The 26,243-nt window shown below is 72.2% G+C and carries 31 protein-coding genes and 1 riboswitch; of the genes, 12 read left to right on the forward strand and 19 right to left on the reverse strand.

The annotated features are described in order from the left end of the window. Positions 1 to 153: 153 nt before the first annotated feature. Complete coding sequence (locus tag ACIQVZ_RS12400; RefSeq protein ID WP_350879047.1) at positions 154 to 873, forward strand: DUF2470 domain-containing protein; 720 nt, start codon at positions 154 to 156, stop codon at positions 871 to 873. 264 nt (positions 874 to 1,137) lie between these two features. Here the strand turns inward: ACIQVZ_RS12400 and ACIQVZ_RS12405 are convergent, their stop codons facing one another. Then, positions 1,138 to 2,097: a LysM peptidoglycan-binding domain-containing M23 family metallopeptidase gene (locus ACIQVZ_RS12405; protein WP_350879046.1), complete on the reverse strand. Its 960-nt coding sequence runs from the start codon at positions 2,095 to 2,097 to the stop codon at positions 1,138 to 1,140. Between the two features lie 2 nt (positions 2,098 to 2,099). After that, a riboswitch (cyclic di-AMP (ydaO/yuaA leader) is annotated at positions 2,100 to 2,282 on the reverse strand. A gap of 312 nt (positions 2,283 to 2,594) precedes the next feature. On the opposite strand from ACIQVZ_RS12405, the gene ACIQVZ_RS12410 reads away from it, so the two are divergent. After that, the gene (locus ACIQVZ_RS12410; RefSeq protein ID WP_402449238.1) at positions 2,595 to 4,127 is read left to right on the forward strand and encodes an MFS transporter; all 1,533 of its coding nucleotides are present in this window, start codon (positions 2,595 to 2,597) and stop codon (positions 4,125 to 4,127) included. Between the two features lie 7 nt (positions 4,128 to 4,134). Here the strand turns inward: ACIQVZ_RS12410 and purB are convergent, their stop codons facing one another. The 4 genes from purB to ACIQVZ_RS12430 form a co-directional block, all read right to left on the reverse strand. Continuing rightward, positions 4,135 to 5,565: an adenylosuccinate lyase gene (purB, locus tag ACIQVZ_RS12415; RefSeq protein ID WP_350879044.1), complete on the reverse strand. Its 1,431-nt coding sequence runs from the start codon at positions 5,563 to 5,565 to the stop codon at positions 4,135 to 4,137. Between the two features lie 137 nt (positions 5,566 to 5,702). After that, complete coding sequence (locus ACIQVZ_RS12420; RefSeq protein WP_350879043.1) at positions 5,703 to 6,155, reverse strand: MarR family transcriptional regulator; 453 nt, start codon at positions 6,153 to 6,155, stop codon at positions 5,703 to 5,705. 119 nt (positions 6,156 to 6,274) lie between these two features. Next, on the reverse strand, positions 6,275 to 6,691 hold the full coding sequence (locus tag ACIQVZ_RS12425) for a DUF3037 domain-containing protein (protein ID WP_363585292.1): 417 nt from the start codon (positions 6,689 to 6,691) through the stop codon (positions 6,275 to 6,277). Further along, positions 6,688 to 7,443 (reverse strand): HipA family kinase, encoded by a 756-nt coding sequence (locus ACIQVZ_RS12430; RefSeq protein ID WP_402449241.1) that lies wholly within the window; start codon positions 7,441 to 7,443, stop codon positions 6,688 to 6,690. The genes ACIQVZ_RS12425 and ACIQVZ_RS12430 overlap by 4 nt, the downstream gene beginning before the upstream one ends. Positions 7,444 to 7,612: 169 nt before the next feature. Here ACIQVZ_RS12430 and ACIQVZ_RS12435 point away from each other — a divergent pair, with 169 nt between their 5' ends. Beyond that, positions 7,613 to 8,971, forward strand: coding sequence for an NAD(P)/FAD-dependent oxidoreductase (locus ACIQVZ_RS12435; RefSeq protein ID WP_402449244.1), 1,359 nt, complete (start codon positions 7,613 to 7,615; stop codon positions 8,969 to 8,971). 126 nt (positions 8,972 to 9,097) lie between these two features. Here ACIQVZ_RS12435 and ACIQVZ_RS12440 read toward each other — a convergent pair whose 3' ends face one another. Next, the gene (locus tag ACIQVZ_RS12440; protein WP_402449246.1) at positions 9,098 to 10,315 is read right to left on the reverse strand and encodes a GDSL-type esterase/lipase family protein; all 1,218 of its coding nucleotides are present in this window, start codon (positions 10,313 to 10,315) and stop codon (positions 9,098 to 9,100) included. A 225-nt stretch (positions 10,316 to 10,540) separates the two neighbouring features. After that, positions 10,541 to 11,878, reverse strand: coding sequence for an aminotransferase class I/II-fold pyridoxal phosphate-dependent enzyme (locus tag ACIQVZ_RS12445; protein WP_402449248.1), 1,338 nt, complete (start codon positions 11,876 to 11,878; stop codon positions 10,541 to 10,543). 34 nt (positions 11,879 to 11,912) lie between these two features. Between ACIQVZ_RS12445 and ACIQVZ_RS12450 the strand changes: the two genes are divergently transcribed. The 6 genes from ACIQVZ_RS12450 to ACIQVZ_RS12475 all read left to right on the forward strand — a co-directional run bounded on the left by ACIQVZ_RS12450 (position 11,913) and on the right by ACIQVZ_RS12475 (position 17,410). After that, positions 11,913 to 12,584 (forward strand): pyridoxamine 5'-phosphate oxidase family protein, encoded by a 672-nt coding sequence (locus ACIQVZ_RS12450; RefSeq protein ID WP_350879037.1) that lies wholly within the window; start codon positions 11,913 to 11,915, stop codon positions 12,582 to 12,584. A gap of 14 nt (positions 12,585 to 12,598) precedes the next feature. After that, on the forward strand, positions 12,599 to 13,252 hold the full coding sequence (locus tag ACIQVZ_RS12455) for an FMN-binding negative transcriptional regulator (RefSeq protein WP_402449250.1): 654 nt from the start codon (positions 12,599 to 12,601) through the stop codon (positions 13,250 to 13,252). Positions 13,253 to 13,494: 242 nt separating this feature from the next. Next, positions 13,495 to 14,904: a sugar porter family MFS transporter gene (locus ACIQVZ_RS12460; RefSeq protein WP_350879035.1), complete on the forward strand. Its 1,410-nt coding sequence runs from the start codon at positions 13,495 to 13,497 to the stop codon at positions 14,902 to 14,904. Positions 14,905 to 14,958: 54 nt separating this feature from the next. Then, positions 14,959 to 15,660: a dienelactone hydrolase family protein gene (locus ACIQVZ_RS12465; protein WP_402449253.1), complete on the forward strand. Its 702-nt coding sequence runs from the start codon at positions 14,959 to 14,961 to the stop codon at positions 15,658 to 15,660. A 60-nt stretch (positions 15,661 to 15,720) separates the two neighbouring features. Continuing rightward, entirely contained in the window at positions 15,721 to 16,989 is a 1,269-nt protein-coding gene (locus ACIQVZ_RS12470) for an MFS transporter (protein WP_402449255.1), read from the forward strand. Between the two features lie 100 nt (positions 16,990 to 17,089). Then, positions 17,090 to 17,410 (forward strand): HAD domain-containing protein, encoded by a 321-nt coding sequence (locus ACIQVZ_RS12475; protein WP_402449257.1) that lies wholly within the window; start codon positions 17,090 to 17,092, stop codon positions 17,408 to 17,410. On the opposite strand, the gene ACIQVZ_RS12480 is transcribed toward ACIQVZ_RS12475, so the two are convergent. From ACIQVZ_RS12480 to ACIQVZ_RS12520, 9 genes are all read right to left on the reverse strand, one after another. Next, entirely contained in the window at positions 17,379 to 17,642 is a 264-nt protein-coding gene (locus ACIQVZ_RS12480) for a hypothetical protein (RefSeq protein WP_363582719.1), read from the reverse strand. The two genes, ACIQVZ_RS12475 and ACIQVZ_RS12480, sit on opposite strands and share 32 nt — an antisense overlap. 108 nt (positions 17,643 to 17,750) lie before the next feature. Continuing rightward, positions 17,751 to 18,923, reverse strand: a complete 1,173-nt coding sequence (locus ACIQVZ_RS12485) for a methyltransferase domain-containing protein (RefSeq protein WP_402449261.1) — start codon at positions 18,921 to 18,923, stop codon at positions 17,751 to 17,753. 3 nt (positions 18,924 to 18,926) lie between these two features. Next, positions 18,927 to 19,085 carry a hypothetical protein gene (locus ACIQVZ_RS12490; protein WP_363631293.1) on the reverse strand — a complete coding sequence of 53 codons (159 nt, stop codon included), beginning with the start codon at positions 19,083 to 19,085 and terminating at the stop codon, positions 18,927 to 18,929. Between the two features lie 118 nt (positions 19,086 to 19,203). Further along, positions 19,204 to 19,455, reverse strand: a complete 252-nt coding sequence (locus tag ACIQVZ_RS12495; protein WP_402449263.1) for a hypothetical protein — start codon at positions 19,453 to 19,455, stop codon at positions 19,204 to 19,206. 255 nt (positions 19,456 to 19,710) lie between these two features. After that, positions 19,711 to 19,893, reverse strand: coding sequence for a hypothetical protein (locus tag ACIQVZ_RS12500; RefSeq protein WP_402449265.1), 183 nt, complete (start codon positions 19,891 to 19,893; stop codon positions 19,711 to 19,713). After that, the gene (locus tag ACIQVZ_RS12505; protein WP_402449267.1) at positions 19,890 to 20,273 is read right to left on the reverse strand and encodes a hypothetical protein; all 384 of its coding nucleotides are present in this window, start codon (positions 20,271 to 20,273) and stop codon (positions 19,890 to 19,892) included. The genes ACIQVZ_RS12500 and ACIQVZ_RS12505 overlap by 4 nt, the downstream gene beginning before the upstream one ends. 8 nt (positions 20,274 to 20,281) lie before the next feature. After that, entirely contained in the window at positions 20,282 to 20,479 is a 198-nt protein-coding gene (locus ACIQVZ_RS12510) for a hypothetical protein (protein ID WP_402449269.1), read from the reverse strand. A 7-nt stretch (positions 20,480 to 20,486) separates the two neighbouring features. After that, entirely contained in the window at positions 20,487 to 20,687 is a 201-nt protein-coding gene (locus ACIQVZ_RS12515; RefSeq protein WP_402449271.1) for a hypothetical protein, read from the reverse strand. A 41-nt stretch (positions 20,688 to 20,728) separates the two neighbouring features. Further along, positions 20,729 to 20,899: a hypothetical protein gene (locus ACIQVZ_RS12520; protein ID WP_402449274.1), complete on the reverse strand. Its 171-nt coding sequence runs from the start codon at positions 20,897 to 20,899 to the stop codon at positions 20,729 to 20,731. Positions 20,900 to 21,249: 350 nt separating this feature from the next. Between ACIQVZ_RS12520 and ACIQVZ_RS12525 the strand changes: the two genes are divergently transcribed. Further along, a complete protein-coding gene (locus tag ACIQVZ_RS12525) occupies positions 21,250 to 21,492 on the forward strand; it encodes a hypothetical protein (protein WP_402449277.1) in 243 nt (80 codons plus the stop codon). On the opposite strand, the gene ACIQVZ_RS12530 is transcribed toward ACIQVZ_RS12525, so the two are convergent. Further along, positions 21,489 to 22,055: a hypothetical protein gene (locus ACIQVZ_RS12530; RefSeq protein WP_402449280.1), complete on the reverse strand. Its 567-nt coding sequence runs from the start codon at positions 22,053 to 22,055 to the stop codon at positions 21,489 to 21,491. The genes ACIQVZ_RS12525 and ACIQVZ_RS12530 overlap by 4 nt on opposite strands. 244 nt (positions 22,056 to 22,299) lie before the next feature. Here ACIQVZ_RS12530 and ACIQVZ_RS12535 point away from each other — a divergent pair, with 244 nt between their 5' ends. Further along, the gene (locus ACIQVZ_RS12535; protein ID WP_402449283.1) at positions 22,300 to 23,559 is read left to right on the forward strand and encodes a hypothetical protein; all 1,260 of its coding nucleotides are present in this window, start codon (positions 22,300 to 22,302) and stop codon (positions 23,557 to 23,559) included. Next, positions 23,552 to 24,106 (forward strand): GNAT family N-acetyltransferase, encoded by a 555-nt coding sequence (locus ACIQVZ_RS12540; RefSeq protein WP_402449286.1) that lies wholly within the window; start codon positions 23,552 to 23,554, stop codon positions 24,104 to 24,106. The genes ACIQVZ_RS12535 and ACIQVZ_RS12540 overlap by 8 nt, the downstream gene beginning before the upstream one ends. 40 nt (positions 24,107 to 24,146) lie before the next feature. On the opposite strand, the gene ACIQVZ_RS12545 is transcribed toward ACIQVZ_RS12540, so the two are convergent. Together ACIQVZ_RS12545 and ACIQVZ_RS12550 are read right to left on the reverse strand one after the other, a co-directional pair. Beyond that, a complete protein-coding gene (locus ACIQVZ_RS12545; protein ID WP_402449288.1) occupies positions 24,147 to 25,640 on the reverse strand; it encodes a hypothetical protein in 1,494 nt (497 codons plus the stop codon). 221 nt (positions 25,641 to 25,861) lie between these two features. Continuing rightward, complete coding sequence (locus ACIQVZ_RS12550) at positions 25,862 to 26,221, reverse strand: hypothetical protein (RefSeq protein WP_402449290.1); 360 nt, start codon at positions 26,219 to 26,221, stop codon at positions 25,862 to 25,864. Between the last annotated feature and the right edge of the window lie 22 nt (positions 26,222 to 26,243).

Consider the following 26,243-nt stretch of genomic DNA (forward strand, 5'->3'; position numbering starts at 1 on the left):
TTGTGCATGCAACTACCGGCGTCGACAATACGAGACATCCACAGATACTTGCAAGCGCCGCCTATCCCTGGCGGCAGCAACCCTGGCCACGCCACTTGCCACACCCTCAAGCGGATATTAGGTTAGGCTCACCTAACTAACTGGAGGTCCGTCATGAGCCTGCCCGCCGGCGACGCCGAGGTGCCCGAACCCACCACCGCCGAGCGCGTCCAGAGCCTGCTCAGCGCGACCTCCTCGCTCACCGTCCGCGCCTGCGGCGAGCACCACGACCTCGACACCCCGGTCTCCGTCCACGGCTCCCGACTGCGCCTGCGAGCCCCGCTGGGCGACCCGCTCGCCTCCGCCGCCGCCCGCGCCACCGACGGACTCGCCGTCGTCCTGGACGTCACCGACATCTCCCCCGTCGCCGTCCGCGACCGGATCCGCGCCCGCCTCACCCTGGCCGGCCGACTGCACCTGGCCCACCTCGCCGACGACGGCCTCAGCGTCCACCTGCGCGTGGACGTCGCCCACGCCGTCCTCTCCACCCCGTACGGCACCGGCGCGCTCACCGCCGACGACCTCGCCCTCGCCACGCCCGACCCGCTGGCCCGCTACGAGGCCGCCATGCTCACCCACCTCGCCGACGACCACGCCGACGCCCTCGCCCTCCTCACCCGGCTGCTCGACCCGGACCTGCTCGCCCAGCACCCGGAGGTCCGCCCGCTCGCCCTGGACCGCCACGGCCTGGTCCTGCGCCTGGACCACCCGCACGGCCACCGCGACGTCCGCCTGGTCTTCCCCGAACCGGCCGCCGACACCGAGGACTTCGGGCAGCGGATGCACGAGCTGCTGACCGCCGCCCAGCACGGGCTGCCCGCCCACCGACTCTGAACCGGCCCACCGAAGCCGTCGACTCGCCCCGGTCGCGCCCGAGAAGGCCCGGAAACGACAGCGGCCGGCCCGGCTCGCGAGAGAAGTCTCGCGAGCCGGGCCGGCCTGGGCGTGTCCCGCGCCCATGTCCACTGCTGCGGCGATCACCCGGTCGAGCGGTCACCCGACATGACCATCCCGGGCGGTCGATTCGCCTCGTAGCAGCGGTGGTTCCTCATCCGGCACATCCGGTACACCCGGCGCGTCCGGCACATCCGGCACGGGTCAGAGCGCGACGCCGTGGGCCCGCAGGTAGGCGACCGGGTTGATGTCCGAGCCGTACTCCGAGCCGTTGCGGATCTCGAAGTGCAGGTGCGGGCCGGTCACGTTGCCGGTCGCGCCGGAGAGGCCGATCTGCTGTCCGGCCTTGACGGCCTGACCGATCTTCACGCCGATCGAGGACAGGTGCGCGTACTCGGCGTAGTGGCCGTCGGCGAGCTTGATCTCGACCTCGTTGCCGTAGGCGCCGCCGTTGCCGGCCTTCACCACGACGCCGTTGCCGACGGCGCGCAGCGGGGTGCCGGTGGAGGCGACGAAGTCCTGGCCGGTGTGGTGGCCGGAGGCCCACATCGAGCCGGCCACGCCGTACGCGGTGCCCAGCTTCGGGTTGGCCAGCGGGGCGACGAAGGCCGAGGCGGCGGCGACCGGCACGGCGGTGACCGCGGTGGTCGGCGCGGCGGTCTGCAGCTGGGTCTGGAGCTGGGCGGACGGCTTGGCCGTCTCGGTCCTGACCTCCAGCTGGGCCTGCGGCTTGGCGGCGGTGGTGGCCGGCGCGGCGTCCTGGGCGGACGGCTGGGCGGGCTTCGCCGGGGCAGCGGGCTTGGCCGGGGCGGCCTGGCCGGCGATCACGAGCTGCTGACCGGGGAAGATCAGGTCCGGGTTGCCGCCGACGACCTCGCGGTTGTGGTCGTACAGCGCCTGCCAGCCGCCGTCGACGTGCTGGGCGTCGGCGATCCGGGACAGGGTGTCGCCGCTGACGACGCGGTAGCTCTCCTGCGACGGGGCCTGGGCCTGGTCGGCGGAGGCGGCGGCCGGGGCGGCGGTGACCGCGGCGGCCGGCGCGGGGTGGGCCTGGGCGCTCATCGCGGTGACGAGCGGCAGGGCGAAGGAGACACCGGTGACGGCGGTGGCGATCCCGATGCGGGCGGCGCGGGGCAGGGCGATACGACGAGCCTGTGCAGGCATGGAATTTTCCTCTCCGACGCCTGCGAGGTGAGCTGTCGGGTTCGGGCTGGAGTTGCCCGGCCGCACATGCGGCTTCACCCCTAGCCGGCCCTGGATCCGGGTACGCGAAAGCGTGCCGATTCCGGTCCGGCGACTTACCTGTGGGTCCCCCGCTCCTGCCGTACAGAGTTCGGTGCGAGCCACCGGGCAGCGGCAGGATTCGGCGTTCCACCCGGTGGATCCGTCCGGACTGGCCGGGCGGTCGCTGAACTAAAACCCATCCGTTCGGGTGAAGCAATGTCGATCACTTGAACCGGCAACGACCCCCCGAGCTGCGGTGACCCTCCGAATGATCGGCTGCACCGTACGTACACAATCCATTTACCCGGCGCCACTGATCCACGACGCTGCGCCGACTCCGCCACCGCTGCGCACCCACCCGCTCACGCACCGCGCACCCACCGACACACCCCCCGGTGACCCTTGTCACGTACGCCCCGCGGGCGCAGGATCGGCCCGTGGCCACCTCCGAAGCAGGAACACTGCGCCTGGGCACCTCACGGGGACGCTGGGTCCTCCTCGCGACAGTGCTCGGCTCCAGCATGGCGCTGCTCGACGGCACCGTGGTGAACGTCGCGCTGCCCCGCATCGGCGCCGATCTCGGCGCCTCCCTCGCGTCCCTGCAGTGGACGCTCAACGCCTACCTGCTCACCCTGGCCGGGCTGATCCTGCTCGGCGGCGCGCTCGGCGACCGGTACGGCCGGCGCCGGGTCTTCCTGATCGGCGTGCTCTGGTTCGCCGCCGCCTCCGCGGCCTGCGCCGCCGCCCCCACCATCCACGTGCTGATCGCCGCCCGCGCCGTCCAGGGCATCGGCGGGGCGCTGCTCACCCCCGGTTCGCTCGCCATCCTGCAGGCCGTCTTCCACCCGGACGACCGCTCGGCGGCGGTCGGCCTGTGGTCGGGCCTCGGCGGGGTGTCGGCCGCGGTCGGCCCCTTCCTCGGCGGCTGGCTGGTGGACGGCCCCGGCTGGCGGTGGATCTTCCTGCTGAACCTGCCGCTCGCGGCCGCCGTGATCGCGGTCACCTCCCGCTTCGTCCCCGAGAGCCGGAACGAGAGCGCCGTCGGCCGCTTCGACGTCCCCGGCGCACTGCTCGCCGCGCTCGCCCTCGGCGCGATCACCTACGCGCTGACCGCCGCCGGGGAGGGCCTGTCCCCCGCGGTCTGGCTCACCGGCGCGGCCGGCCTGCTGCTCGGCGCGGCCTTCATCGCGGTCGAGCGCCGCGCCGCCGAGCCGATGCTGCCGCTCGGCCTCTTCTCCTCCCGGCTGTTCACCGCCGTCAACCTGGTCACCCTCTGCGTCTACGCGGCGTTCAGCGGGGTGTTCTTCCTGCTGGTCGTGCAGTTGCAGATCGTCTCCGGCTTCTCCCCGCTGGTCTCCGGCCTCGCCCTGGTCCCGATCACCGTGCTGATGCTGACCCTGTCGGCGCGCGCCGGGCGGCTCGGCAAGCGGATCGGCCCCCGGATCCCGCTCACCGTCGGTCCGCTGCTGTGCGCCGCCGGGGTGCTGCTGATGCTGCGCACCGGCCCCGGCTCCTCCTACTGGGCGGACGTGCTGCCCGCCGTCACGGTCATGGGCAGTGGGATGACCCTGCTGGTCGCGCCGCTGACGGCGACGGTGCTGGCCGCCGTCGAGGTCCGGCACGCGGGCATCGCCAGCGGCGTCAACAACGCCGCCGCCCGCGCGGCCGGGCTGCTCGCGGTCGCCGCGCTGCCCGCGCTCGCCGGGCTGAGCGGCGACGCCTACCGGGTGCCGTCCGCGGTGGACTCCGCCTTCCGCACCGCGATGCTGATCTGCGCCGGGCTGCTCGTCGCCGGCGGGCTGACGGCCTTCGCCACCGTCCGCGGCAACGTGCTCGCGCCGGTGGACCGTCCGGTGGCCGAGCCGGACTGCGAGTGGGCCTGCGGCACCACCCCGCCGCTCGACCCGGGCCACGTCCACACGGACGAGGGCCCTGCCACCGGATCGGCGGCAGGGCCCTCAGTCAGTTGACGTGCCGTCAGAGGATGTCGGCCGGCGCGTACTTGGCGGCCTCCGGGTAGGCGGCGGCAACGGCCTCCACCTGGCGGACCACCTCGGCGACCTGGGCGCCGGCCGCACCGGTGAAGGAGAGCCGGTCGGCCAGCAGCGCGTCCAGCCCGGCCCGGTCCAGCGGGATCCGCTCGTCGGCGGCCAGCCGGTCCAGCAGCTCGTTCTCGCGGGCGCCCGCACGCATCGCCAGCGCGGAGGCGACGGCGTGCTCCTTGATGACCTCGTGCCCGGTCTCCCGGCCGACGCCCGCGCGCACCGCGCCCATCAGCACCTTGGTGGTGGCGAGGAACGGCAGGTAGCGGTCCAGCTCGGTCTCGATCACGGCGGGGAAGGCGCCGAACTCGTCGAGGACGGTCAGGAAGGTCTCCAGCAGGCCGTCGAAGGCGAAGAAGGCGTCCGGCAGCGCGACCCGGCGCACCACCGAGCAGGAGACGTCGCCCTCGTTCCACTGGTCGCCGGCCAGCTCGCCGGTCATCGAGGCGTAGCCGCGCAGGATGACGGCCAGGCCGTTGACGCGCTCGCAGGAGCGGGTGTTCATCTTGTGCGGCATCGCCGAGGAGCCGACCTGGCCCTCCTTGAAGCCCTCCGTGACCAGCTCGTGGCCGGCCATCAGACGGATGGTCTTGGCCAGGCTGGACGGCGCGGCGGCCAGCTGGACGAGGGCGGTGAGCACCTCGAAGTCCAGCGAGCGCGGGTAGACCTGGCCGACGCTGATCAGCACGTTGTCGAAGCCGAGGTGCCCGGCGACCCGGCGCTCCAGCTCGGCGAGCTTGTCGGTGTCGCCGCCGAGCAGGTCCAGCATGTCCTGGGCGGTGCCGACCGGGCCCTTGATCCCGCGCAGCGGGTAGCGGGCGATCAGCTCCTCCAGGCGCCGGAAGGCGACCAGCAACTCGTCGGTGATCGACGCGAAGCGCTTGCCCAGGGTGGTGGCCTGCGCGGCCACGTTGTGCGAGCGGCCGGCCATGACCAGCTCGGAGTGCTGGGCGGCCAGGCGGGCCAGCCGGACCAGCACGGCCACCGTGCGGTCGCGCACGTGCTCCAGCGACTGGCGGATCTGCAGCTGCTCGACGTTCTCGGTCAGATCCCGGGAGGTCATGCCCTTGTGGATCTGCTCGTGGCCGGCGAGCTCGCTGAACTCCTCGATCCGGGCCTTCACGTCGTGGCGGGTGACCCGCTCACGGGCGGCGATCGAGCCGAGGTCGACCTGGTCGATCACCCGCTCGTAGTCGGCGACGGCGTTCGCCGGTACCTCGACACCGAGGTCCTGCTGGGCCTTCAGGACGGCGAGCCACAGGTGGCGCTCAAGGACCACCTTGTGCTCGGGGGACCACAGCTGGGCCAGGGTCGCCGAGGCGTACCGGGAGGCCAGGACATTGGGGATCTGGGGCTTCGCGCTCACGCTTCGCAAGCCTAACAGCCGAGGTCAGCCGGAACGTCGGCGCATCGGGCGGCTCCGGCCCGGGCCGGAGCGGACGGCTCCGACCGGGCCCGCCCGACGGTTCCCGCCGGGCGCGGCGCGGTCCGTTGCCGGTCGGCTCACTGGGCGGCGGCCCGGCCGGCCAGTACCGGCAGGACCTGCGCGCAGATCGAGTGCAGCGCGATCCGCTGCTCGTCGGTCATCGCCTCGAACGCCTGGTGGGTGCGGGCCATCTCGCCGCGGATGCGGTTCAAGATCTCCCGGCCCTCGTCCGTGATCACGACGATCTTCACCCGGCGGTCGCCCGCGGCGGCCTCCCGGTGGGCCAGGCGCAGCGTCTCCAGCCGGTCCACGATCCCGGTGACGTTGGACGCGTCGCAGCCCAGCCGTCCGGCCAGCGCCCGCATCGGCACCGGCTCCTGTACCGCGCCGAGCGCCTTGGCCTGCGAGGAGGAGAGCCCGTGCCGGGCCGCGGCCGCCGCGAAGTCCTGGAAATACGCGGCGCCGACGGCGGCCAACGCTTCCATCAACTCGGCGTTGGTCGGTACGGTCGTCGTCGCTGTCGAACCCATGGGCTCAGCGTACGGCCAAGTGCTTCAGCAACTCAAGCTTTGACCACGGCAACCGTCGACGGCTTGACCGGAACTGCAGCGCCGGCCGGTCGACGAAGCCTCCGGCCGGTCGACAGAGCTTAGAGCACCAGCTGATCGAACAGGTGCCGCAGCTCCGGGTCCGGGTCCGCGGTCAGCCCGGTGTGCACCGGCCCCGGCTGGACGATCGCGCTGCGCGGAGCGGTCAGCCAGCGGAACCGCTGCCCCGGACTGTCCCCCGCCGCCGGGCCGGCCTCCGGCCCCCCGGCGCAGACCGCCTCGATCCCGTGCAGCGCCCGCCGCACCCCGTTCACGTCCGCCACCGGGTCGAGCGCCAGCAGCCGGGCCTGGTCCAGGTGCGTGCGCGCGGCCAGGTACCCGTTCTGCCGGCAGTACAGCAGCACCCCGACGTTGACGCACTCGCCGCGTTCCACCCGCGGCACCGCGCGGATCACGGCGTACTCGTAGTCGTGCAACTCGACGGCGGCCGGCAGCGCGGGCGTCCTCGGCTCGGTCATGCGGGCACCTCCGGCAGCCAGTCGCGCGGACCGGCCAACCGGCCGGTCAGCTGGGCGCGGTACGCGGCGCGCAGCGCCTCGGGCGAGTCGAAGCCGGGCTCGTCCAGCAGCCAGACCTCCGGGATCCTCGCCACCGCGCCCTCGATCGCGGCCTCCGCGAGCGGCGCGAGCGCCTTGTCGGCGGCCGTCAGGTCCGGCCGGGCCCGCAGCAGCGCGTGGTCGGAGGCGTCGTACGGGCGGCGCACCCAGGCGGCGGCGCCCGCCCAGTGGTGGTGGAAGATCAGGCTCGCGCCGTGGTCGATCAGCCGCAGCCCGCCGGTCGCCACCAGCAGGTTGGGGTTGCGCCAGGAGCGGTCGACGTTGCCGATCAGCGCGTCGAACCAGAGCACCTGGCCGGCCAGCTCCGGATCCACCTCGAAGCAGAGCGGGTCGAAGTTGAGCGCGCCGCTGACGAAGGCCATCCCGAGGTTGGTCCCGCCACTGGCCCGCATCTGGTCCTGGACCTGCTGGTCAGGCTCGCTGCGGGCCAGCACCGGATCCAGGTCGACCGTCACCAGCTCCGGCACCGGCAGCCCGAGCCGCCGGCCCAACTCCCCGGCCAGCACCTCCGCCACCAACGCCTTCCGGCCCTGCGCCGCGCCGACCCATTTCAGCGCGTACAGCCGCCGGTCGTCGGCCTCGACCAGGCCCGGCATCGAGCCGCCTTCTCGCAGTGGCGTCACATAACGGACCGCCGTCACCTCGGGGAGCACGCACGACAGCCTATCGGTGCCGACCCGTCACCTCCTCCCCTCCGTACTCCCTCGTCCGCCCCTCCACCATCCGCCCCACCCCGGTGGCAGCCCCCGCTGCTCCGTGCGAGTGTGGCGGACAGCAATGGGGGCCTTCGCGGTTACGACCTGCACGGCAAAGGGATGAGCGATGGAACGACCTCGGATCCTGATCGTGGGCGGTGGCTTCGCCGGCCTGGAGTGCGCACGCCGACTCGAACGCAAGCTCGCGCCGTCGGAGGCCGAGATCTCGCTGGTCACACCGTTCAGCTACCAGCTCTACCTGCCCCTGCTGCCGCACGTCGCGGCCGGCGTGCTGACCCCGCAGTCGGTCGCGGTCTCCCTGCGCCGCACGCTGCGCCGCACCCACATCGTTCCGGGCGGCGCGATCGGCGTGGACCCGGCCTCCAAGGTGTGCGTGGTCCGCAAGATCACCGACGAGGTGGTGGCGCAGAAGTACGACTACCTGGTCCTCGCCCCCGGCAGCGTCACCCGCACCTTCGACATCCCCGGCCTGACCGACTACGCCCGCGGGATGAAGACGCTCGCCGAGGCGGCCTACGTCCGCGACCACGTGATCGCCCAACTCGACCTCGCCTCGGCCACCCTGGACCAGCGGGAGCGCGAGTCCCGGCTCCAGTTCGTGGTCGTCGGCGGCGGCTACGCGGGCACCGAGACGGCCGCCTGCCTGCAACGCCTGACCACCGCCGCGTCCCACCGCTATCCGCGCCTGGACACCCGGCAGATCAAGTGGCATCTGATCGACATCGCCCCGAAGCTGATGCCGGAGCTGGGCGACGCGCTGGGCCTGGCCGCTCTGGAGGTGCTGCGCGGCCGCGGGATCGAGGTGTCGCTGGGCGTCTCGGTGGCCGAAGTCGGCGCCGAGTCGGTCAAGTTCACCGACGGCCGGGTGCTGCCCTGCCGCACGCTGATCTGGACCGCCGGGGTGACCGCGAGCCCGCTGATCGGCACGCTGGACGCGGAGACGGTCCGCGGCCGGCTCGCGGTGACGGCGGAGATGCGGGTGCCGCAGTTCGAGAGCGTGTTCGCGCTGGGCGACGCGGCCGCCGTGCCGGACCTCGCCAAGGGCGACGGCGCTGTCTGCCCGCCGACCGCCCAGCACTCCGCCCGGCAGGGCCGCGTGGTGGCCGGCAACGTGATCGCCGCGCTCCGCAACCAGCCCCTGGAGCCCTACTACCACAAGGACTTGGGCCTGGTGGTCGACCTGGGCGGCAAGGACGCGGTGTCCAAGCCGCTCGGCGTGGAGCTGCACGGGGTGCCGGCCCAGCTGGTGGCCCGCGGCTACCACCTGATGGCGATGCGCACCAACGCGGCCAAGTTCCGGGTAAGCGCCAACTGGCTGCTCAACGCGACCGCCGGGGACGACTTCGTCCGGACCGGATTCCTCGCCCGACAGCCCGCCCGGATGCGCGATTTCGAGTACACCGACTCGTACTTGACGAAGGATCAGGTGCGGGCGCACGCCCAGGCCCTGCTCGCCAAGGGCTGAGCCACCCGGCGCCCGCCTCCGGAACCGGTCCGGAAACGGGCGCCGGGCATCGCGTCACGGCGCCACAACGTCACGGCGTCACGGCGTCACGGCGTCACGACAGCCGAGCGCCACGACGTCACGGCGTCACCGCGCCGCCAGGTACATCCCGCTCGCGTCCTGCCCCGCCGTGTTGCGGCACGCGTAGTCGCCGCTGCTCTGCCCCCACAGCAGGGTCAGGCAGCGCCCGAGCGCCTGCTGCCCGTAGTAGTTGGGGTGCATCGACTCCTGCAGCACGCCCTGCGTGGAGTTGAGGCCGCCGTCCAGGAAGCGCGCCCATTCGCTGGTGGTCGCGGACGGTCCGGCGGTGGCGGTCGGCTGCCGGGTGGCCGTCGAGCAGACCTCGCGGCCCTGCAGCATGTCGGAGAGGTCGAGGAACTGGGCGCCCTTGGACGCCGCGACCCCGGCCAGCGACTTGGAGATCTGCGGCACCATCGAGTCGCGCGCCCAGTCGGCGTCGCCGTCCCAGAACGGGCAGCCGCCGGTGTTCGAGCGGGTCCAGCCGCTCTCCGGGTAGCGCATCTCGGCGCTGCGCGGGATCGGCGAGGGGTAGGACTGCAGGACGAGGCGGTAGTCCCCCTGCGCGTAGCCGGCCCCGGCCATCACCGCGCGGATCTCGTCGATCGCCTTGCCGACCCCGGCCATCGCCGTGGGCATCTTCGAGTCGATCGAGGACTGCGCGGAGTCGTGGCAGTAGGAGTACCAGATGAGGTAGTCCTGGACGCAGTTGGAGATGATGCCGCCGAAGCCGAGGTCGTTGCCGCCGATCGACAGCGTGATCAGCTTGACGTTGTTCTGCCGTGCCACGGTGGCGAGTTGGTCGGCCTGCGGGGCCTCGCCCTTGAGCGTCTGGCCGCCGCTGGCGGCACGGAAGATGTTCGCGGTGACGGCGCCGGAGCAGGCCAGGTTGATCTCGTTCTGCGCGCCGGTGGAGGCGCTGAGCACCTCGGCGACGTCGGAGCGGTCGCAGCCGCTCGCGGCCGTGGGGCCGTAGATCCGGGAGGCGTCGGCGGAACTGCCGTTCCAGGCGCGGTCGGTACCGGCCCGGCTGCCGCTGGTGCCGGCGGCGTTGCCCATCCAGCGGCCGGCCTCGCCGGAGATGTAGCTGTCGCCGAGCGTGACGCTGGCGGTGGGGCCGGCCGGCGCGGCGAGGGGTACGGAGGGGGCCGCTGCGGCCGACGCGGCGGTGGCGAGGCCGCCGGCCATCAGGCCGCCGGCGGCCAGCGGGAGGGCGAGGGCCGCGGTGAGCAGCCGTCGGCGGAGTCGAGGGGCGCTGCGGGTGATGCTCGAACTGTTTTCGGGCACGGCGGAACTCCTGCGGCTCGGTCTCCCCGTGCGGTGGGGACGGGGAGACGCCTAGGTGAGGGTGGGCCGCCGGCCGGTGGCGCGATGAACATGACATGCGCGCACTGGTTACCGCTAGGTATCTGCATCAGGTTTCCCGCTTTGTTACCGCCGGGTTCAGACCAGCGGAGCACCGGGTTCAGACCGGCGCGGCGCGGGGGTCGAACCGGACCGGCGCGGCCCGGTTCACACCAGCCGCGAACCGGTCCCGCCCGCCCCCAGCACGGCCGCCAGGTCCTCGGCCAGCCGCCGCGCGTCCGCCGGTTCCAACTGGGCCACGGTGAGCCGCAGCCCGGGCGGGGACTGGACGCGGTAGCGCGCGCCGGGCGCCGCGACCCAGCCGCGCTGCACCAGCGCCACCAACGCGGAGGTCTCGTCCGGCACCGGCACCCACACGTTCAGCCCGCTCTCGCCGTGCGCCTCGATGCCGCGCGCGGCGAGTTCGCCGAGCAGCGCGTCCCGGCGGGCCCGGTAGACGCCGGCCACCCGGGCGACCGGCACCGCGTCGGTGCGCCACAGTTCGGCGACGGCGCGCTGGAGCAGGTGGCTGACCCAGCCGGCGCCCAGGCGCAGCCGTCCGGCGACCCGTCCGATGGTGTCCTGGTCGCCGACGGCCACCGAGAGCCGCAGGTCCGGGCCGTACGCCTTGGCCGCCGAGCGCACCACGGCCCAGTGCCGCGCACCGGCGCCCACCAGCGAGTGGTAGGGCTGGTCGACCATGCCGTGCCCGTGGTCGTCCTCGATCAGCAGTACGCCGGGGTGCTCGGCCAGGACGGCCCGCAGTTCCTCGGCCCGGCGGGCGGTGAGCGCGGCGCCGGTCGGGTTCTGCGCCCGGCTGGTGACCACCACCGCGCGGGCGCCGTCGGCCAGCGCGGCGGCGAGCGAGTCGGGCAGCGGGCCCTCGTCGTCCAGCCGGACGGGCGCGGGCCGCAGGCCGAGCGCGGGCAGCAGGTCGAGCAGGCTGCCCCAGCCCGGGTCCTCGACGGCGACGGCGTCGCCGGGGCGCAGCCGGGTGGCGAGGATGCGCTCGATGGTGTCGAGCGAGCCGGAGGCGACGGCGATCGGGCCGCCGGGCAGGCCGTCGGCCTCGAAGGAGGCGCGGGCGAGCGCGAGCAGCCCGGGGTCGATGGCCGGGTGCCCGTACAGGACGGGCTCGGCGTGGGCGGCCCCGGCGGCGGCCGCGAGGGCCGGGGCGAGGTCGGGCAGCAGCGCCGGGTCGGGGTTGCCGCCGGACAGGTCGCGGGCGTGCGGGGGGACGGGGACGCGGATCTGGTCGCGCGGGGTGAGTGCGGGCCTGGGGAGGATCCGGCTGCCCTTGCGGCCGGCGGTCTCGATCACCCCGCGGTCGCGGAGCAGCCGGTAGGCGGCGGCGACGGTGTTGGGGTTGACGCCGAGTTCGGCGGCGAGGTCGCGCAGCGGGGGCAGCGCGGTTCCGGGGGCGAGGCGCCCGGTGCTCACGCCCTGTTCGATGTGGGACGCGATTTCGCTGGCGCGTCGCCCTTTCAGCGGATAGTCTCCTAGCACAAAGCAAATTATGCACTAGTACATAGAGGTTGTCATGTCGGCTCCTTCAGAAGGCTCCGCCAGCTACTCCCGCACCCCCCGCACCACCCCCACCCGCTACAAGGACCGCGCCACCTGGGAGCAGGAGACGATCCACGACATCCTCGACCACGCCTACATCTGCCACCTCGGCTTCGTCGCCGACGGCGCCCCCGTCGTCCTGCCGACCATCTACGCCCGCGTCGGCGGCCGGCTGTACGTCCACGGCTCGACCGGCAGCCGTCCGCTACGCAACGCCTCCGCCGACCAGGGCCTGCCGGTCTGCCTCACCGTCACCCTGGTCGACGCGCTGGTGCTGACCAAGTCCGCGTTCAACCACTCGGTCAACTTCCGCTCGGTCATCGCGCACGGCACCGCCCACCAGGTCACCGACCCCGAGGAACTGGACGTCGCGCTGGCCGCGCTGGTCGACCACGCGATCCCCGGCCGCTCCACCGAGGTCCGCCCGGCCAACGCCAAGGAACTCGCCGCCACCGCCGTCCTCCGGCTCGACCTGGACGAGGTCTCGGCCAAGACCCGCGCGGACGGCGCCGACGACGACCCGGAGGACCTCGACCTGCCCCACTGGTCCGGCCTGATCCCGGTCACCACCGTGCACGGCACCCCCGAGCCGGCCGCCTCCACCACCGTCCCGCTGCCCGCGCACCTGCGCGGCTACCCCCGCTGACGGAGGGCCGGCCGATGCTGATCAGATCCTGGGACCGCGGCGACGAACAGGAGTGGCGCGCCTGGCTGGCCGAGGGCCGCGACTTCGGCCTGCTCGCCGCCAACGGCGGACCGGGCGAGGGCCCGGTGCTCGTCCCGACGCACTTCCTGCTGGACGCCGAACGCGGCGAGATCCTGCTCCACCTCGCCGCACCCAACCCGCTGCTGGCCGCTGTCCGGGCCGACCCGCAGGTCACCCTCGCGGTCACCGACGGCTACGCCTTCGCGCCCGGCCACTGGCGCGGCGAGCCGGGCACGCCCACCAGCTACTACGCCTCCGTCCACTTCCACTGCACCGCCGAGCTCGTCGAGTCCGCGGCGGGCAAGGCGGAGATCCTCAACCGCCAGCTGGCGCACTTCCAGCCGGAGACGCCGGACACCCGGGTGGTGCCCGGTGAGGGCGAGTTCTCCCGGCTGCTCCCCGGCCTACGCGGGCTCCGCCTGACGGTCCGCGAGGTGCGCGCCAAGTTCAAGTACGACGACAAGAAGCCGGCCGACGCCCAGCACGCGATCGCCGACCGGCTGGCCGAGCGCGAGGCCGACCGCGCGAACGCCCCGCACCCCCGGCGCGACCAGGACGCCGCCGCCCGCGCCCAACTGCTGCGCCGGCACCAGCGGCGCGTCAGCTGACCGGGGCGCACCGCCTGACCGGGGAGCGCGTCAACTGGCCCGGCAGGCGCACCGGCTGACCGAGGGGCGCGTCCGGCCGTTCACGCTCCCGGCGCGAACGGCCCATCGCGCCCCGGGTGACTGACCCCGAATCACCCGATCGGCCCCCAATTCGAGCAGGGCGGCCCCGCCGCTGCTCGAATGTGAGACGAGCCCTGCCCACTCGGCCGTCAGAGCGGGCCCGTCCACCTCGGGGAGCGCGCTTGTCCACACTCAACAGCCATCAGGCGGGCGAGGCCCACCTCGGGCACGTCATCTTCATCTCCGCCGCCGCCGCGATGGGCGGGTTCCTGTTCGGGTACGACAGCGCGGTGATCAACGGTGCGGTGACGGGCATCCAGCGGCACTTCGCCGTGGGCAACGGCGAAACGGCCTTCGTGGTGGCCATCGCGCTGCTCGGCTCGGCGGCCGGCGCGGTGGCCGCCGGCCGGCTCGCCGACCACCTCGGCCGGGTCCGCACCATGCTGCTGGCCGCCACCCTGTTCGCGATCAGCGGCATCGGCTCGATGTTCCCGCCGAGCATCCAGGTGCTGGCCACCTGGCGCGTGGTCGGCGGCATCGCGATCGGCATCGCCTCGGTGATCGCGCCCACCTACATCGCCGAGGTCGCGCCGACCGCCTACCGGGGCCGGCTCGCCTCCTTCCAGCAGATGGCGATCGTGCTCGGCATCACCGTCTCCCAGCTCGCCAACTGGGCGATCAACCAGGCCGCCGGCGGCGAGTCCACCGGCCACCTGGCCGGCATCCAGGCCTGGCAGTGGATGCTCGGCGTGGAGACCATCCCGGCCCTGGTGTACGGGCTGATGGCGCTCGCCATCCCGGAGTCGCCGCGCTACCTGATCGCCGACCACCGGGAGGACCAGGCCCGCAAGGTGCTGCGCGAGGTGGAGGGCGAGGACGTCGACCTGGACGCCCGGGTCGCGGAGATCCGCGCGGTGCTGGAGTCCTCGCACAAGCCCCGGCTCAAGGACCTGCTCGGCGGGCGGTTCGGCCTGCTGCCGATCGTCTGGGTCGGCATCGGGGCCTCGGTGTTCCAGCAGTTCGTCGGCATCAACGTGATCTTCTACTACTCCTCGTTCCTCTGGCAGTCGGTCGGCATCAACGAGTCCAACTCGCTGCTGATCAGCCTCTCCACCTCGATCATCAACGTGATCGGCACGGTGATCGCGATGGCGCTGGTGGACCGGATCGGCCGCAAGCCGCTCGCCCTGGCCGGCTCGATCGGCATGGCGCTCGCGCTGGGCACCGCCGCCTGGGCGTTCTCGTACCGGCACGGCACGGGTGACACCGCCACCCTCGACAACACCCACGCCACCGTCGCCCTGGTCGCGGCGCACGTCTTCGTGCTCTGCTTCGCCTTCTCCTGGGGCGTGGTGGTCTGGGTCCTGCTCGGCGAGATGTTCCCCAACCGGATCCGCGCGCTCGCGCTGTCCGTCGCCGCCTCGGCCCAGTGGATCGCCAACTGGGCGATCACCGTCAGCTTCCCCAACCTCGCCGACTGGAACCTGTCGGCGACGTACGTCATCTACGCGGCCTTCGCGCTGCTCTCCATCCCGTTCGTGGCCTTCTGCATCAAGGAGACCAAGGGCCGCGCCCTGGAGGAGATGGGCTGAGCCCGCCCCCGTCGAGTCCCCGCCGCATCCGGCCCGACCCACCGCGAGGAACCCATGCCTGACCAGGGCGGCTCCCGGCAGAACGTCGCCTTCCCGAGCAACGGCCGCACCGCGCACGGGTACCTGGCCCGCCCGCCCCAGGGCGTCGGGCCGGGCCTGGTGGTGGTGCAGGAGTGGTGGGGCCTCACCACGCACGTCGCGACGATGGCCGACCGGTTCGCCGCCGAGGGCTTCACCGTGCTGGCCCCCGACCTGTTCGGCGGCGCCACCACCCACGACCGCACCGAGGCGGCCCGGCTCACCCGCGAGCTCCCGGTCGAGCGGGCCGTCGAGGACCTCTCCGGGGCGGTCGACCACCTGCTCGCCCTGGAGGGCGTGGTCGGCGACGCGGTCGGCGTGGTCGGCTTCTGCATGGGCGGCGGCTTCGCCCTGCTGCTGGCCGCCCGGGAGGGCGACCGGGTCGCCGCGGTGGTGCCCTTCTACGGCCTCCCGCCCGACCCGGACTTCGGCTACCGGGGCCTGACCGCCCACGTCCTGGGGCACTACGGCGAACTGGACGGCTCGATCCCGATGGCCGCCGTCGACGAGGCCGCGATCCGGATCGGCGAGGCCACCGACGTCCGCCCCGAGATCCACTTCTACCCGGCCGGCCACGCCTTCATGAACGACGAGAACCCGCTCGGCAGCTACGACCCGCTCCAGGCCGCGACCGCCTGGCGCCGCACCCTCACCTTCCTCTGGGGCCACCTGGGCTGAGCCCGCCCCAGCCGTGGAAACCCGTTGGACAGCCGTACGAGCGGCGGCCATAGTCTCCAGGTGCCGACCCGACCCCCGCGCCCCCGCCGCCTCGCCTGGGCGAGCCGCAACTTCCGCATCCAGACCGCCGCCACCGTGGTCAGCGGCCTCGGCAACGCCGGCGCCCCCATCGCCACGGCCTTCGCCGTGCTCGGCCACGGCGGCACCACGTCCGAGGTCGGCTACGTCACCGCCGCCCGGCTGCTGCCCACCGTCCTGCTCCTGGTGGTCGGCGGCGCCCTCGCCGACCGGATGCCCCGGCACCACCTCATGGTCGCCGCCAACGTGTTCAGCGGCCTGTCCCAGGTCGTCCTGGCGGCGCTGGTGCTGTCCGGGGACATCCGGCTCTGGCAGCTGATGCTGCTCTCCGCCGCCGGCGGCGCCGGGTACGCGCTCTACTCCCCCGCCTCCGGCGGCATGATGCTGCAGGCCGTCGCCCCGGAGCACGCCGCCCGGGCCTTCTCGGTGTTCCGGATGGGCCAGAACGCCTCCCAGATCGGCGGCGCCGCGCTCGGCGGCGCGCTCACCGCCACCGTCGGCCCCGGCTGGGTGCTCGCCCTGGACGGCGCCTGTTTCCTGGTCGCCGCCTCGCTCCGGTTCTTCCTGGAGGCCGAGCAGGCGCCCGCCCCGCAGGGCCACAGCATGCTGCGCGATCTGCGGGAGGGCTGGCGGGAGTTCACCTCCCGCCGCTGGCTCTGGGTGGTCGTGGCGCAGTTCTCCGTCCTGGTCGCCTGCATCGGCGCGGTCGAGTCGGTGTACGGGCCGACGGTCGCCAAGGAGCGCCTCGGCGGGGCGTCCGACTGGGGCCTGGCGATGGCCGCCTACGGCGTCGGGCTGGTGGTGACCGGCGTGCTGATGGCCCGCTGGCGGCCCCGGCGGATCCTGCTGGTCGGCAACTGGGGGGTGTTCCTGTTCGGCGTGCCCGCCCTGGCGCTGGCGGCGGAGGCGCCCCTGCCGCTGCTCGCCCTCGCGATGTTCCTGTCCGGGGTCGGCGTCACCGTCTTCGGCGTCAACTGGATGATCGCGCTCCAGCAGGAGATCCCGGAGGAGATGTTCTCCCGGGTCGCCGCGTACGACGAGCTCGGCTCCTTCTCGCTGTCCCCGATCGGCATCGCGCTGGCCGGCCCGGCGGCCACGGTGCTCGGACTCTCGGGCGCGCTGTGGGCCTGCGCCGTCGTCTGCCTGGTACTCAGCGCGGTCGTGCTGCTGGAGCCTCAGGTCCGCCGGCTGGCCCGCAGGAGCACCGTCGACGCACCGGTGGCCGCCGCCGAGCCGGTGCCCGCGCCGTGAGCGCCCCGTGCGCCCCGCGTGCGCCCGGCCGTACGCAACCACTGGTACGCCAGGTTCGTCCGACCAGGTAAGTCACACCACCGTCTCTGGGGGGCCACTGGTGCCGAAGCCGCTGTTGTTCCTGGACGTCGACGGGGTGCTCAACCCGGTCTGCCCGCATCCGGACGCCGGGTTCGACACCCACACCCTGTTCGGCTACTCGGTGCTCCTCTCCGCCCGGCACGGCGCCTGGCTGCGCGAGCTGGCCGGCACCTACGAACTCGTGTGGGCCACCACCTGGAAGAACGTACCGCCCTTGCACCTTGTTCCCGACCTGCGGAAATGCGCTGAGGTGTTGGGTGCCACGTCCCTGCCGGGGCCAGTGCGGCCTGGCCCCCGAAGGCGCCCAATCAGGGCATCGTCTTCCGCCCCGGCATGCTGATAGGCATCCACGGCCAGGGTGCGGGGCGCAGACCGGTTGCTTCCTCAAGCGGCCGGACCCGGTACCCGGCCTTGATCATCTGGGCCTGGAGCCAGTTGGAATCGCACCCGTAAACCGTCGCGAGCCTTCTGACGCCGACGCCGGAGGCGTACCGGAGGGCGATGGCTGGCAGCGCGGCGATCACGAGCGCCCTGAGCATGGCCTGCCGGTCTTGTTCGGTGGTGGCCCACATAGCTACTCCTGAGGAGGGTGGAGAGTCCTCCGCCCTGCGGCAGCGGGGGCAGCCGCAGGGCGGAGGCGGAGCCCGCCACTGGGGGTTAGAGGTGGCGGGGTCTGGGTGTCAGTCCCGGGTGGGGACGGGGTTGTCGGGGCTGTCCAACCACACGGTGTGGCGGTCGGGGGTGACGGTGAGGCCGAAGCGGTCGAAGCCGGGGCGGCCCTGGTCGTCCCACCAGTGGTAGGCGGCCTCCACCTCGTCCCAGAGGTTGCGAGGCCCGGACTGGACGACCTCGTAGCCGGTACGGTCCGCTTCCCAGTCGGCGGTGGCCCACGAGGTCACGGCCGTGTCGTGCAGCCACAGCGTGTACGTGCCGTCGTCGTACCGCTCGGTGAGCGGGAACGCTTCGGGCACTTGCACGCCGACGGCGAACATGGCCAGCCAGTCGCCCAACTCCTGCGGCGACAGGTCGGTCTGGGACTTCGCTCCGTCGGCCGGCCACGGCCCGGACAGGTACTCCAGGCTGCTCGGGCGAGGCGTGCGCTGCTGGCGCAGGCGCATGAACGCCGAGGACCCGACGAAGTGGCCGCTGGCCGTCCCGTCGTCGCCGACCGTGAGCCGTACCACGGCTTCCCCGCCGTACTGGGGCCCCCACGGGGCAACGATCACCCCGCCCGGCCCGGTCTGGGATACCCAGGCGTGTGGGATCCGTCCGACGGAACAGGTGGCGATGACGCGATCGAACGGCGCGCCGTCCGGATGGCCATCGGCTCCGTCGCCGACCACGGACGTCGGGAAGTACCCGGCCCGCGCGAGGCGGCGTTGGGCGTCGGCGGCGCTGGCCTCGTCCACCTCGATGGTGACGACGCTGCCGGACCCGAGGCGCTGGGACAGCAGGGCGGAGTTCCATCCGGTGCCGGTGCCGATCTCCATCACCCGGTTCCCGTCCTCCACGTTGAGCGCGGAGAGCATGGAGAACACCATCGTGGGCATGGAGTTGGACGACGTGGGCATGGTTCCCCGCTCGTCGCCCTCGTGGGTTCCGTCGTCCCACTGCGTGGTGAGCGGGACGTCGGAGTAGACCGCGTGCCACCACCGCGCCGGGTCGGCGTAGCGGTGGACGGCCTGGCCCTGGCAGACCCCGTCGGCCTTGCCCGGCCAGACAGTGTCGGGGATGAACTGGTGGCGGGGCACCGCGTTGTACGGTCCCAGCCAGTCCGAGGTAAGAGACCCGTTGTCGATGAGCGCGGAGGCCAGCCGGGTCCGACCGGCCTCCGCTTCGTGCTTGGCGCTCACTGGCTACTTGCCGCCCGCCGGGCGCTGGCCGTCGCTGCTGTTGCCACCCTCGTCCGAGCCGCCGCCGTGCTTGTTGCCGCTGTTGCTGTCGTCCTGCTGGCCGCCCCCGGTGCCGGGGCCGGAGCCGCCGCCGTGCTTGCCGCTGTCGCCAAAGCTGGGCATACAGGTGTTCCCTTCTCGGTCGGTCAGGCCGGGGGCTGATGCCCCTTGGCCCGTCGTGCCTTACTGGCCCGTCCCGGCCGTTCTTCCCCAGGGTGGCCGGGACGGGGGTCTGTGGGTGCTACTTGGGGTTCGACGGCTGTTCGGCCCGGGTGATATCCCCGTCGGAGTCCGTGATGATCAGGACGAGCGGCACGTCGTCGGGGATGAACAGTTCCCGGCGAACCGCGTCGGCGATGACCTGTTCGAAGTGCCTGTCGATGTCGTCCGCCGCGACGTGCGGGTCGGACAGTGCCCCCGCGATTTCCAGCTGATAGCCCTCGGCCGGCACGACGTTCACGTTGACTTCACGTGGCACCGGCGGATCAGACATGTGTACTCCGTAGGGGGTGGATGGTAGGCCCCGCCCCGGTCGTCCCGGTCCGTCCCTGGCGGTCACCGGGGCGGGGGTTGTGCTTCCCCGGCGGCAGATCAGGCACCCGCCGGGGGTCTTAGGGGTCGCCCCGGCCCGATCCCCGACGGATCCGGGGCCGGGGCGCCCGGTGGTCCTGCCAAGCCCCAAAGGCAGGACCACCGGCCCGTCAGAGGCCGAAGACCCATTTCCAGGGCCTCTGGCGGGGGCTTGTGGCTAGCGCTGGTCGTAGATCCCGACGTTCAGACCGAAGCGTCCGCGTCGCCGGATCTCGATCGTGCGGTGGGGCAGCACACGCACCCACCACAGGCAGCCCGGCTCCCGTTCCTTCCTGTCGAAATCGAGACCGCCGACGACCAGCAGGACCATGGCGGCGAGGATCAGGACGTGCCCCATCACGAGATCACCGTGCCGGGCTCGACTTTCGGGGAGATCGTCCACGGCACCCGCGCCAGGTGTTCGTAGGACCGGTGCTCCGGGGCCTCCTTGACGTGGACGAACGGCCAGCTCTGGGCGAGGTTGAACGACTGCAACTCGGGGCCCTCGGCCCCGCACACGGTGCCGTCCTCGTCCTCCGCGCGGCACCGGAACTGGTGCAGGACCGGCGGCATGTCGGGCTCGCCGGCCGCCTGGCTCAGCGTCCAGCCCGTGAACCGGAAGACCGTGCGCAGGCGGGGGGCCGGGGCGGCCTCGCGCGGGGCGGGCAGGTCGGCCGCGTCCCGCCTCGCCGGGGGACAGGACGTGTGCGCGAGCGGCGGGCCCGCAGAGGTGTCAGCCATGGTGTTCCTCACTCGAAAATCCAATGCCACGTGGCGTGGCGGTGCTGCAACTCCCGTGTGCGCTCCCGAAGGAGGCGCATGCTGTCCGACTCGGCAGGCACAAGGGCTGCCAGCTCTTCGGACTCGTCGGCTGCCTCGGGCAGGGCAGGCAGACCGGCCACCGCCTGTCCGTCGTCCTCGGCGTTCTCCTCCGGGCGGCTCGACACGGCGTCCCTACGCCGGGCGCTTGTCGAGCGCGGCCCGCAGCGCGGCACGACGGTGGGGCGTCCGGGCGCGGATGATGCAGTCGTTGCAGATCGGGTGGCAGGTGCTCCGGGGGTCACCGGGGGCCTGGAGCGAGGTGCCCGCGCAGACCAGCGTCTCCCGGTGGCAGACCCAGCAGGTTCCCTCGCGGTAGCCGTCGGACCGGTCCACGACGGCCCCTTCGATCGCCGGCCGACCGGGCAGTGGGATGCTCAATCCGCAGCCTCCAACTCGCTGAGGAGGACGAACTCCGGGTACGGGTCCGAGGGGCTGTCCCGGTTCACCCAGGCGTGATTGGCGAGCCTGCTCGGGGTCTCGGCGATGGTGCCCGTCCATCCGTCCGTGCGGTGCCGGACCGGGTCGCCCTGGATCACACTGTTCACAGTCGTGCTTCTCCATCCATACTCATGCGGCGTTCCTGCGGACGACGCAGTCGGGGCAGGTACACCAGGACCGCACGGCGTCGATCTGAAGCTCGCCGGCCCCGGACAGCGGCCGGCCAACGGCGTTGGCCGCCCTGTAGTCGTCCAGCGGGCTCCAGCCAGCGGGGGGCCGCTGCAATTCGGACTTCGAGGGTCCGGTCACGACCTCCCGGTACTCACGCTTGGGGGTGCGTCGCGCCATCGGTCTGTCCTCCTTCACCGAGGGCTGCCGTGGGGAGGTCGGCCCTCGGAACTCCCGCGACACCTGGGAGGCTTGCACGGTTCGGTGTCACGATCGCTACTCTGCGTTCATGCCCGCCAAGCCGTTCATCGACGACGAAGACGATCACGACGCGTGCTGGATCTGCCCGAGCCTCCGGCTCCCCGCTGGGGCATTCGATGTACTCGAACGCCCCAGCAGGGACTACCCGTTCAACCCGGATGATGGCTTCCGGTACAACCGGGAGGGAATCCCGGCCTGTGTGCACGGAGACCGCATCGGGCTGCCTCCCGGCCGGTACGCGAGTGCCGGCGAGGCGTTGCCCGAGGACTAGAAGGTGATGGCGTGCTCGCGCCCGCTGCGGGCGAAGCCGATGGAGTCGTACTTCTCGGCGAGGATGCCCAGACGGCGGTCGACCTCGGCCTTGTCGAGCCAGTAGCGGGCGGGCGGCTCGGTGCCCCAGGCGACCACGTACGCGGCGTGGGTGTACTCGCCACCGGTGTAGTCGGTGTGTTCCTGGTCCGTCTGGTGGATCAGCGCGAAGCCGGCCCGGTCGGCGATGCGGGCGAGGAGCTGCGGCTGCGCGATCATCGCGTGCGTCATCTCGTCCACGGGGACGGGCAGGGCCAGCTCGGCGTCGGTCTCGCTGCCGGTCAGCTCGAACGCCGCCGCCTTGAGGGCGATGGCGCGCAGGCCCTCGGCGAACAACGGGGCCTTGTCGGTGTCGAGGTTCCACTCGCTGATGGTCGGGAACCCGGTGAAGCACTGCCAGTCGGAGCTGTACTCCAGGGTCGCCGCCTCGAACGCCGGGAACTCGGGGTCCGTGGTGATGGCGGTCAGGATCTCGCGGGCGCGCTCGCCGACCTTGTCGGCGGCCGGCATGGTGCTGGTGGACATTCTGGTCCTCCTGCTGGGTGGTTGAGGTCGCTGCACGGGGCTCTGCGGTACGGAGCCGCGCAGCAACGGTCACTAGCCGCCAGGACAGCCCCTCGGTCCCGGGCGACTGACAACCATTCAACGAGCCTTCGAGTCGGCAGGCTCACGAAGAAACACCGCCTCCTGGTCACAGCCCGCCGGAAGACTTTGCCATTCCTTGGCGAAAGCCAGACGGCGGCTACCGTCGCGGCGGTACGGTGAGTGCATGGTGGGTCACACATCCGACATGGTGCTCGGTAGGCGACTTGAGCAGGCCGGCCTGAGCTACAGCGAGTTGGCCGAGGAGATGAACGGGAAGCTTGAAGAGCTGACCGGCAAGCGCGGCACATTCAGCGATCGAACGGTGTTCGACCTAGTCCACGGCAAGACCACGAGGCCCCACGGTCGAACATGCCTCGCTTTGGAGGCAGTATTTGAATGTCAGACCGAAGAGCTCGGTTTCACCCCGCCGGCCACGTACCGATCGGCGTTGAACCTGGAGGGCCGCGTGCAGCGACGAACCTTCCTCTCCACTGCCCCACTTGCTGCCGTGGCGGCAGTCAAAGGCGCAGGCTCGACCCGTTACCGGGTAGGAGCCGCTGACGTAGATCAGCTCAACCTGGAGCTTGCCAGGCTCATCGCCTCAGACAATCGCGCTGGTGGCACTGTGGAGACGGAACAATGGGCTTCTCAGCTCGCGCGACAGACACTCGACCTTCAGAAGCGCGGCAGTGTCAGCCAACGCACACGGTCACGGCTTTACACGACAGCCGCGCTGTTCGCCAGCAGCGCGATGTGGGCGGCCATCGACGGGCGCAGGCTCGAAAGTGCGGAGAGTCACCTGAACCAGGCGGTAACGCTGGCCGGCCTCTCGAATGACCCATCAACCCAGCTGCGATGCTGGGGGTTCGCTGGGGTCTTGTACAGTCACATGGGCAGGACCGCCGACTCCATGGCAGCCAGGGAGGTCGCGCGGTCCACGTCGATCGTGCGGCGCGACCCGTTCTATGCCTCGCTGACGCACGCCCGCATGGCTATCCAGCACGCACGAAGCAGCGATGCGACTGCCATGCGTCGGTGCCTTGGGTACGCCCAGGACGCGTTTAGCCGTATCGACGTGACACGCTCACGGCCCGCCTGGACCGCCTTCTTCGATGAGGCCGAGCTGGAACTCCTGTCCGCAACCGCCGCCTTCGAAGCTGGCCTGTGGGCTGACGCCGAAGCCCACGCTCACCGGAACCTCTCGCTCCTGCGTCCTTCGATGCAGCGGAACCATAGCCTCACACTGACCTACCTCGCTAACGCGCAGCTTCGCCAGGACGAGATCGAAGCAGCGGTGGCAACAGCGAAGATGGTTCCGGCTTCTGCCAGTCGTGGTCGGACTGGGCACATGCTTGGCCGCTTCACGGCGACCCTCGCTAAGGTCGCTCCCGGCAGTCCGCCCACCCAGGACTGGAATGACCATCGGAGGGAAGCGCATGCTTGAGACCACCCTGATCTTCCGCCACGTCACCGATGTGGAGGAAGCCCATCAGATCATCGTCAACCTGCATGTAGAGGTCCGCGGCGACTTCGGCCTGATGGATCGCCCATTCAACTCGCCGGAACGCTTTGGTGAGCGGCTGACTGGGCACTCGTCCCGCCCCGGCTGGGAGGCCGTGATCGGGTACGACGGCGACGAGCCAATTGGGTTCTGCTACGTCGTCCCGCTTGGGCCGGACACCAAGTGGTGGTCGTCAATGATCACGCCCCTGCCCGAGGGATACGTCGACGAAGACGGGCGACGCACACTGGCGTTCAACGAGATCGTCGTTCGAGGCCCGTGGCGAGGTAAGGGCGTTGCCAAGCAACTTCACGACGAGGTGTTGGGTGGACGATCGGAGGGGCGTGTGACGCTCCTGGTCAACCCACAGGCCGGAGACGGCAAGGTGAAGGCCGTCTACGAGTCGTGGGGGTATCAGCAGATTGGTTCTCAGCAGCCGTTCTCCGACTCGCCCGTCTTCTCTGTGATGATGAAAGAGCCGCTGAAGTAGTGCCAGCAAGGCCCCCGGCTCTCCCGGGGGCCTGTCGGTTTCAACGGCTTACTAGCGTTGGCGGCCATGCCTGAATTGGTTGGACGGGCCCAGTGTGAGCCCTGGTGCCACCCGGCACTCCTCCTCTTCCTCCGGCGGAGGTAGCGGGACGGCCATCGACAGCTCGATGGCAGCGACCCGGCGGGTGAGGTAGCCCCGTTGGCCTGCGGCGGCCCCCACCCACGCCCCGGCGGCGTCCTTGGGCATCCAGACACCCCCGTGCTTCTCCACGGTGCCGATCTGTTCTCCGAGGCCGCGGACGACCCGGTAGGGGCCTCTCCTGCCCTCGTATTCGAGGTCGAAGAGCCGGGCGTCCCATCGGCCGTCGGGCAGCACGTTGGCGGGGTGGATGGTCAGGGTCGTTCTCCTTCTGTGCGGTGGGCGGGGGTGGGGCCTGGTGCCAGCGGCGGGCGGGGGTGCCGGCCGCCGGTCGGTCCGGCTGGGCGGGGGTGGGGCCTGGTGCCCGCTGCCCGATCTCGACTCCGTCTGCGAGCAGCTGCCGCACGGCGGCCTCGGTCTGGTGGCGGTAGGGGTGGCGGGAGATGAAGTGGCCGTTCTCCCGGATCTCGAACTGGTCCTGCGCGAAGTCGGTGGTGTTGAGGACGACGTCCAGGCGGCGGTCGTGGCCCGAGCCGGTGACGGTCCAGCGGCCGGCACTCACCGCGGACCACGTGAGGTCGATGTCCGCTCCGGTGCGGGCCCGCTCGGCGCGCTCGCGCTCGGCCCGCTCGTCCTCGCGGCGCTGACGCTCGGCGGCCTGCTCTGCCTGGTGCCGCTGCTCGGCCTCTTCACGCCGCCGAAGGAACTCGGCCCGGCTCTGGGCGGTCTGGCGCTCCCTCTCGATGGCGCGCTGGCGGGCGGCCTCGCGGCGGCGTACAGCTTCCTGGCCGCCGGGGAGCGGGGGCAGGGCCTCGGGCTCGTGGCGGGCGGCCCAGGGCTCGGCCAGCTCGGCGCGGTGGTGCTGCCAGATCCTGAGCATGGCCCGGCCGTCCGGAGTGGCCACCACGTCGCCACGCTCGTCCTGCTGGAGGAACCCGGCCTTGATGACCAGCTCGACCACGCGGCGGCGCACCCGGCGGCCCCTGGCCCCGATCCGGGCCCCGGCCGGGACGAGGCGGTAGCCGGTGCCGTCCCACCACACCCCGCCTTCGCTGCCGGGCAGGGTGGCCGCTGCGACGAGGCCGTACACGCGGCTGGTCCACCCGGACTTCTCGCGGGCCTCCTGGGTACGCAGGGCGGCGACGAACCGGCGGAACTCGCCCTCGTGCTCGTCCGCGTGGAGTCGGGCGGCGTGGTGGGCGTCGTCGCGGTGGGCGTGTTCGTCGCCGACCTGGGCCGGGCGCCCGGTGTAGCGGTCGCCGCAGTCCAGGCACCACACCTTCCCGCCTTCGCCCCGGTAGCCACCGGGGCCGACGCCGACCGGGCAGGGGTTGCGCAGGCCCCAGTCCAGGGCGGTGCCGCCGCCGGGTATCCAGGGGGTTCGGGGGGTGGGCACTGGGTCTCCTCGGGGTGGGGCCTGTGGTCAGGGGCGGATCGTGGAAGGGGTAGTACGGCGTAAGGGCCATGCCGTTAGTGTCGTTTTATTGACACTCTTAAAAAATCTATACACAGCACTCTTACGGTGGGACTCAATGCCAACCGGGGTCCGACACTCGGCACTTCGACACAGGCCCCACCCTGGGGAGGGGGTGGGGCCTGGTGCCAGCCGGGCCCGGGTCAGCTCGCTCCGACGGCTTCGAGCCACTGGCCGGCGTCCAGGCCGTCCAGGGTCGGGCAGCCGTCCCGGAAGCGGACGTCCCGGGGCTCCAGCCCCAGGTCGAGCAGTTGCCCGACGTGGAGGACTTCCCGAACGACGAGTCCCCGGTAGGCGGCTTCGGCTCGTGCCTGGGCGTCGTCTCCGTAGTAGTGGCGGGGCGGGCTGCCACTGATCATCCGCCCGGCCGCCCCGAACACCTGGCGTTCGACGGTCCAGGTGCCCTTGTCGTCGGCGGCGACGGTGAAGCGGGCGCTCATCGGGGGCCGGTCGTCGGCCGGCGGGTAGGTGAGGGTGTAGCGGGTGGCGGTGGCGGTGGGCACTGGTGTCTCCGGGGCGGGGTCT

It is taken from the genome of Kitasatospora sp. NPDC098663 (assembly GCF_044760075.1).
Lineage (GTDB): Bacteria > Actinomycetota > Actinomycetes > Streptomycetales > Streptomycetaceae > Kitasatospora.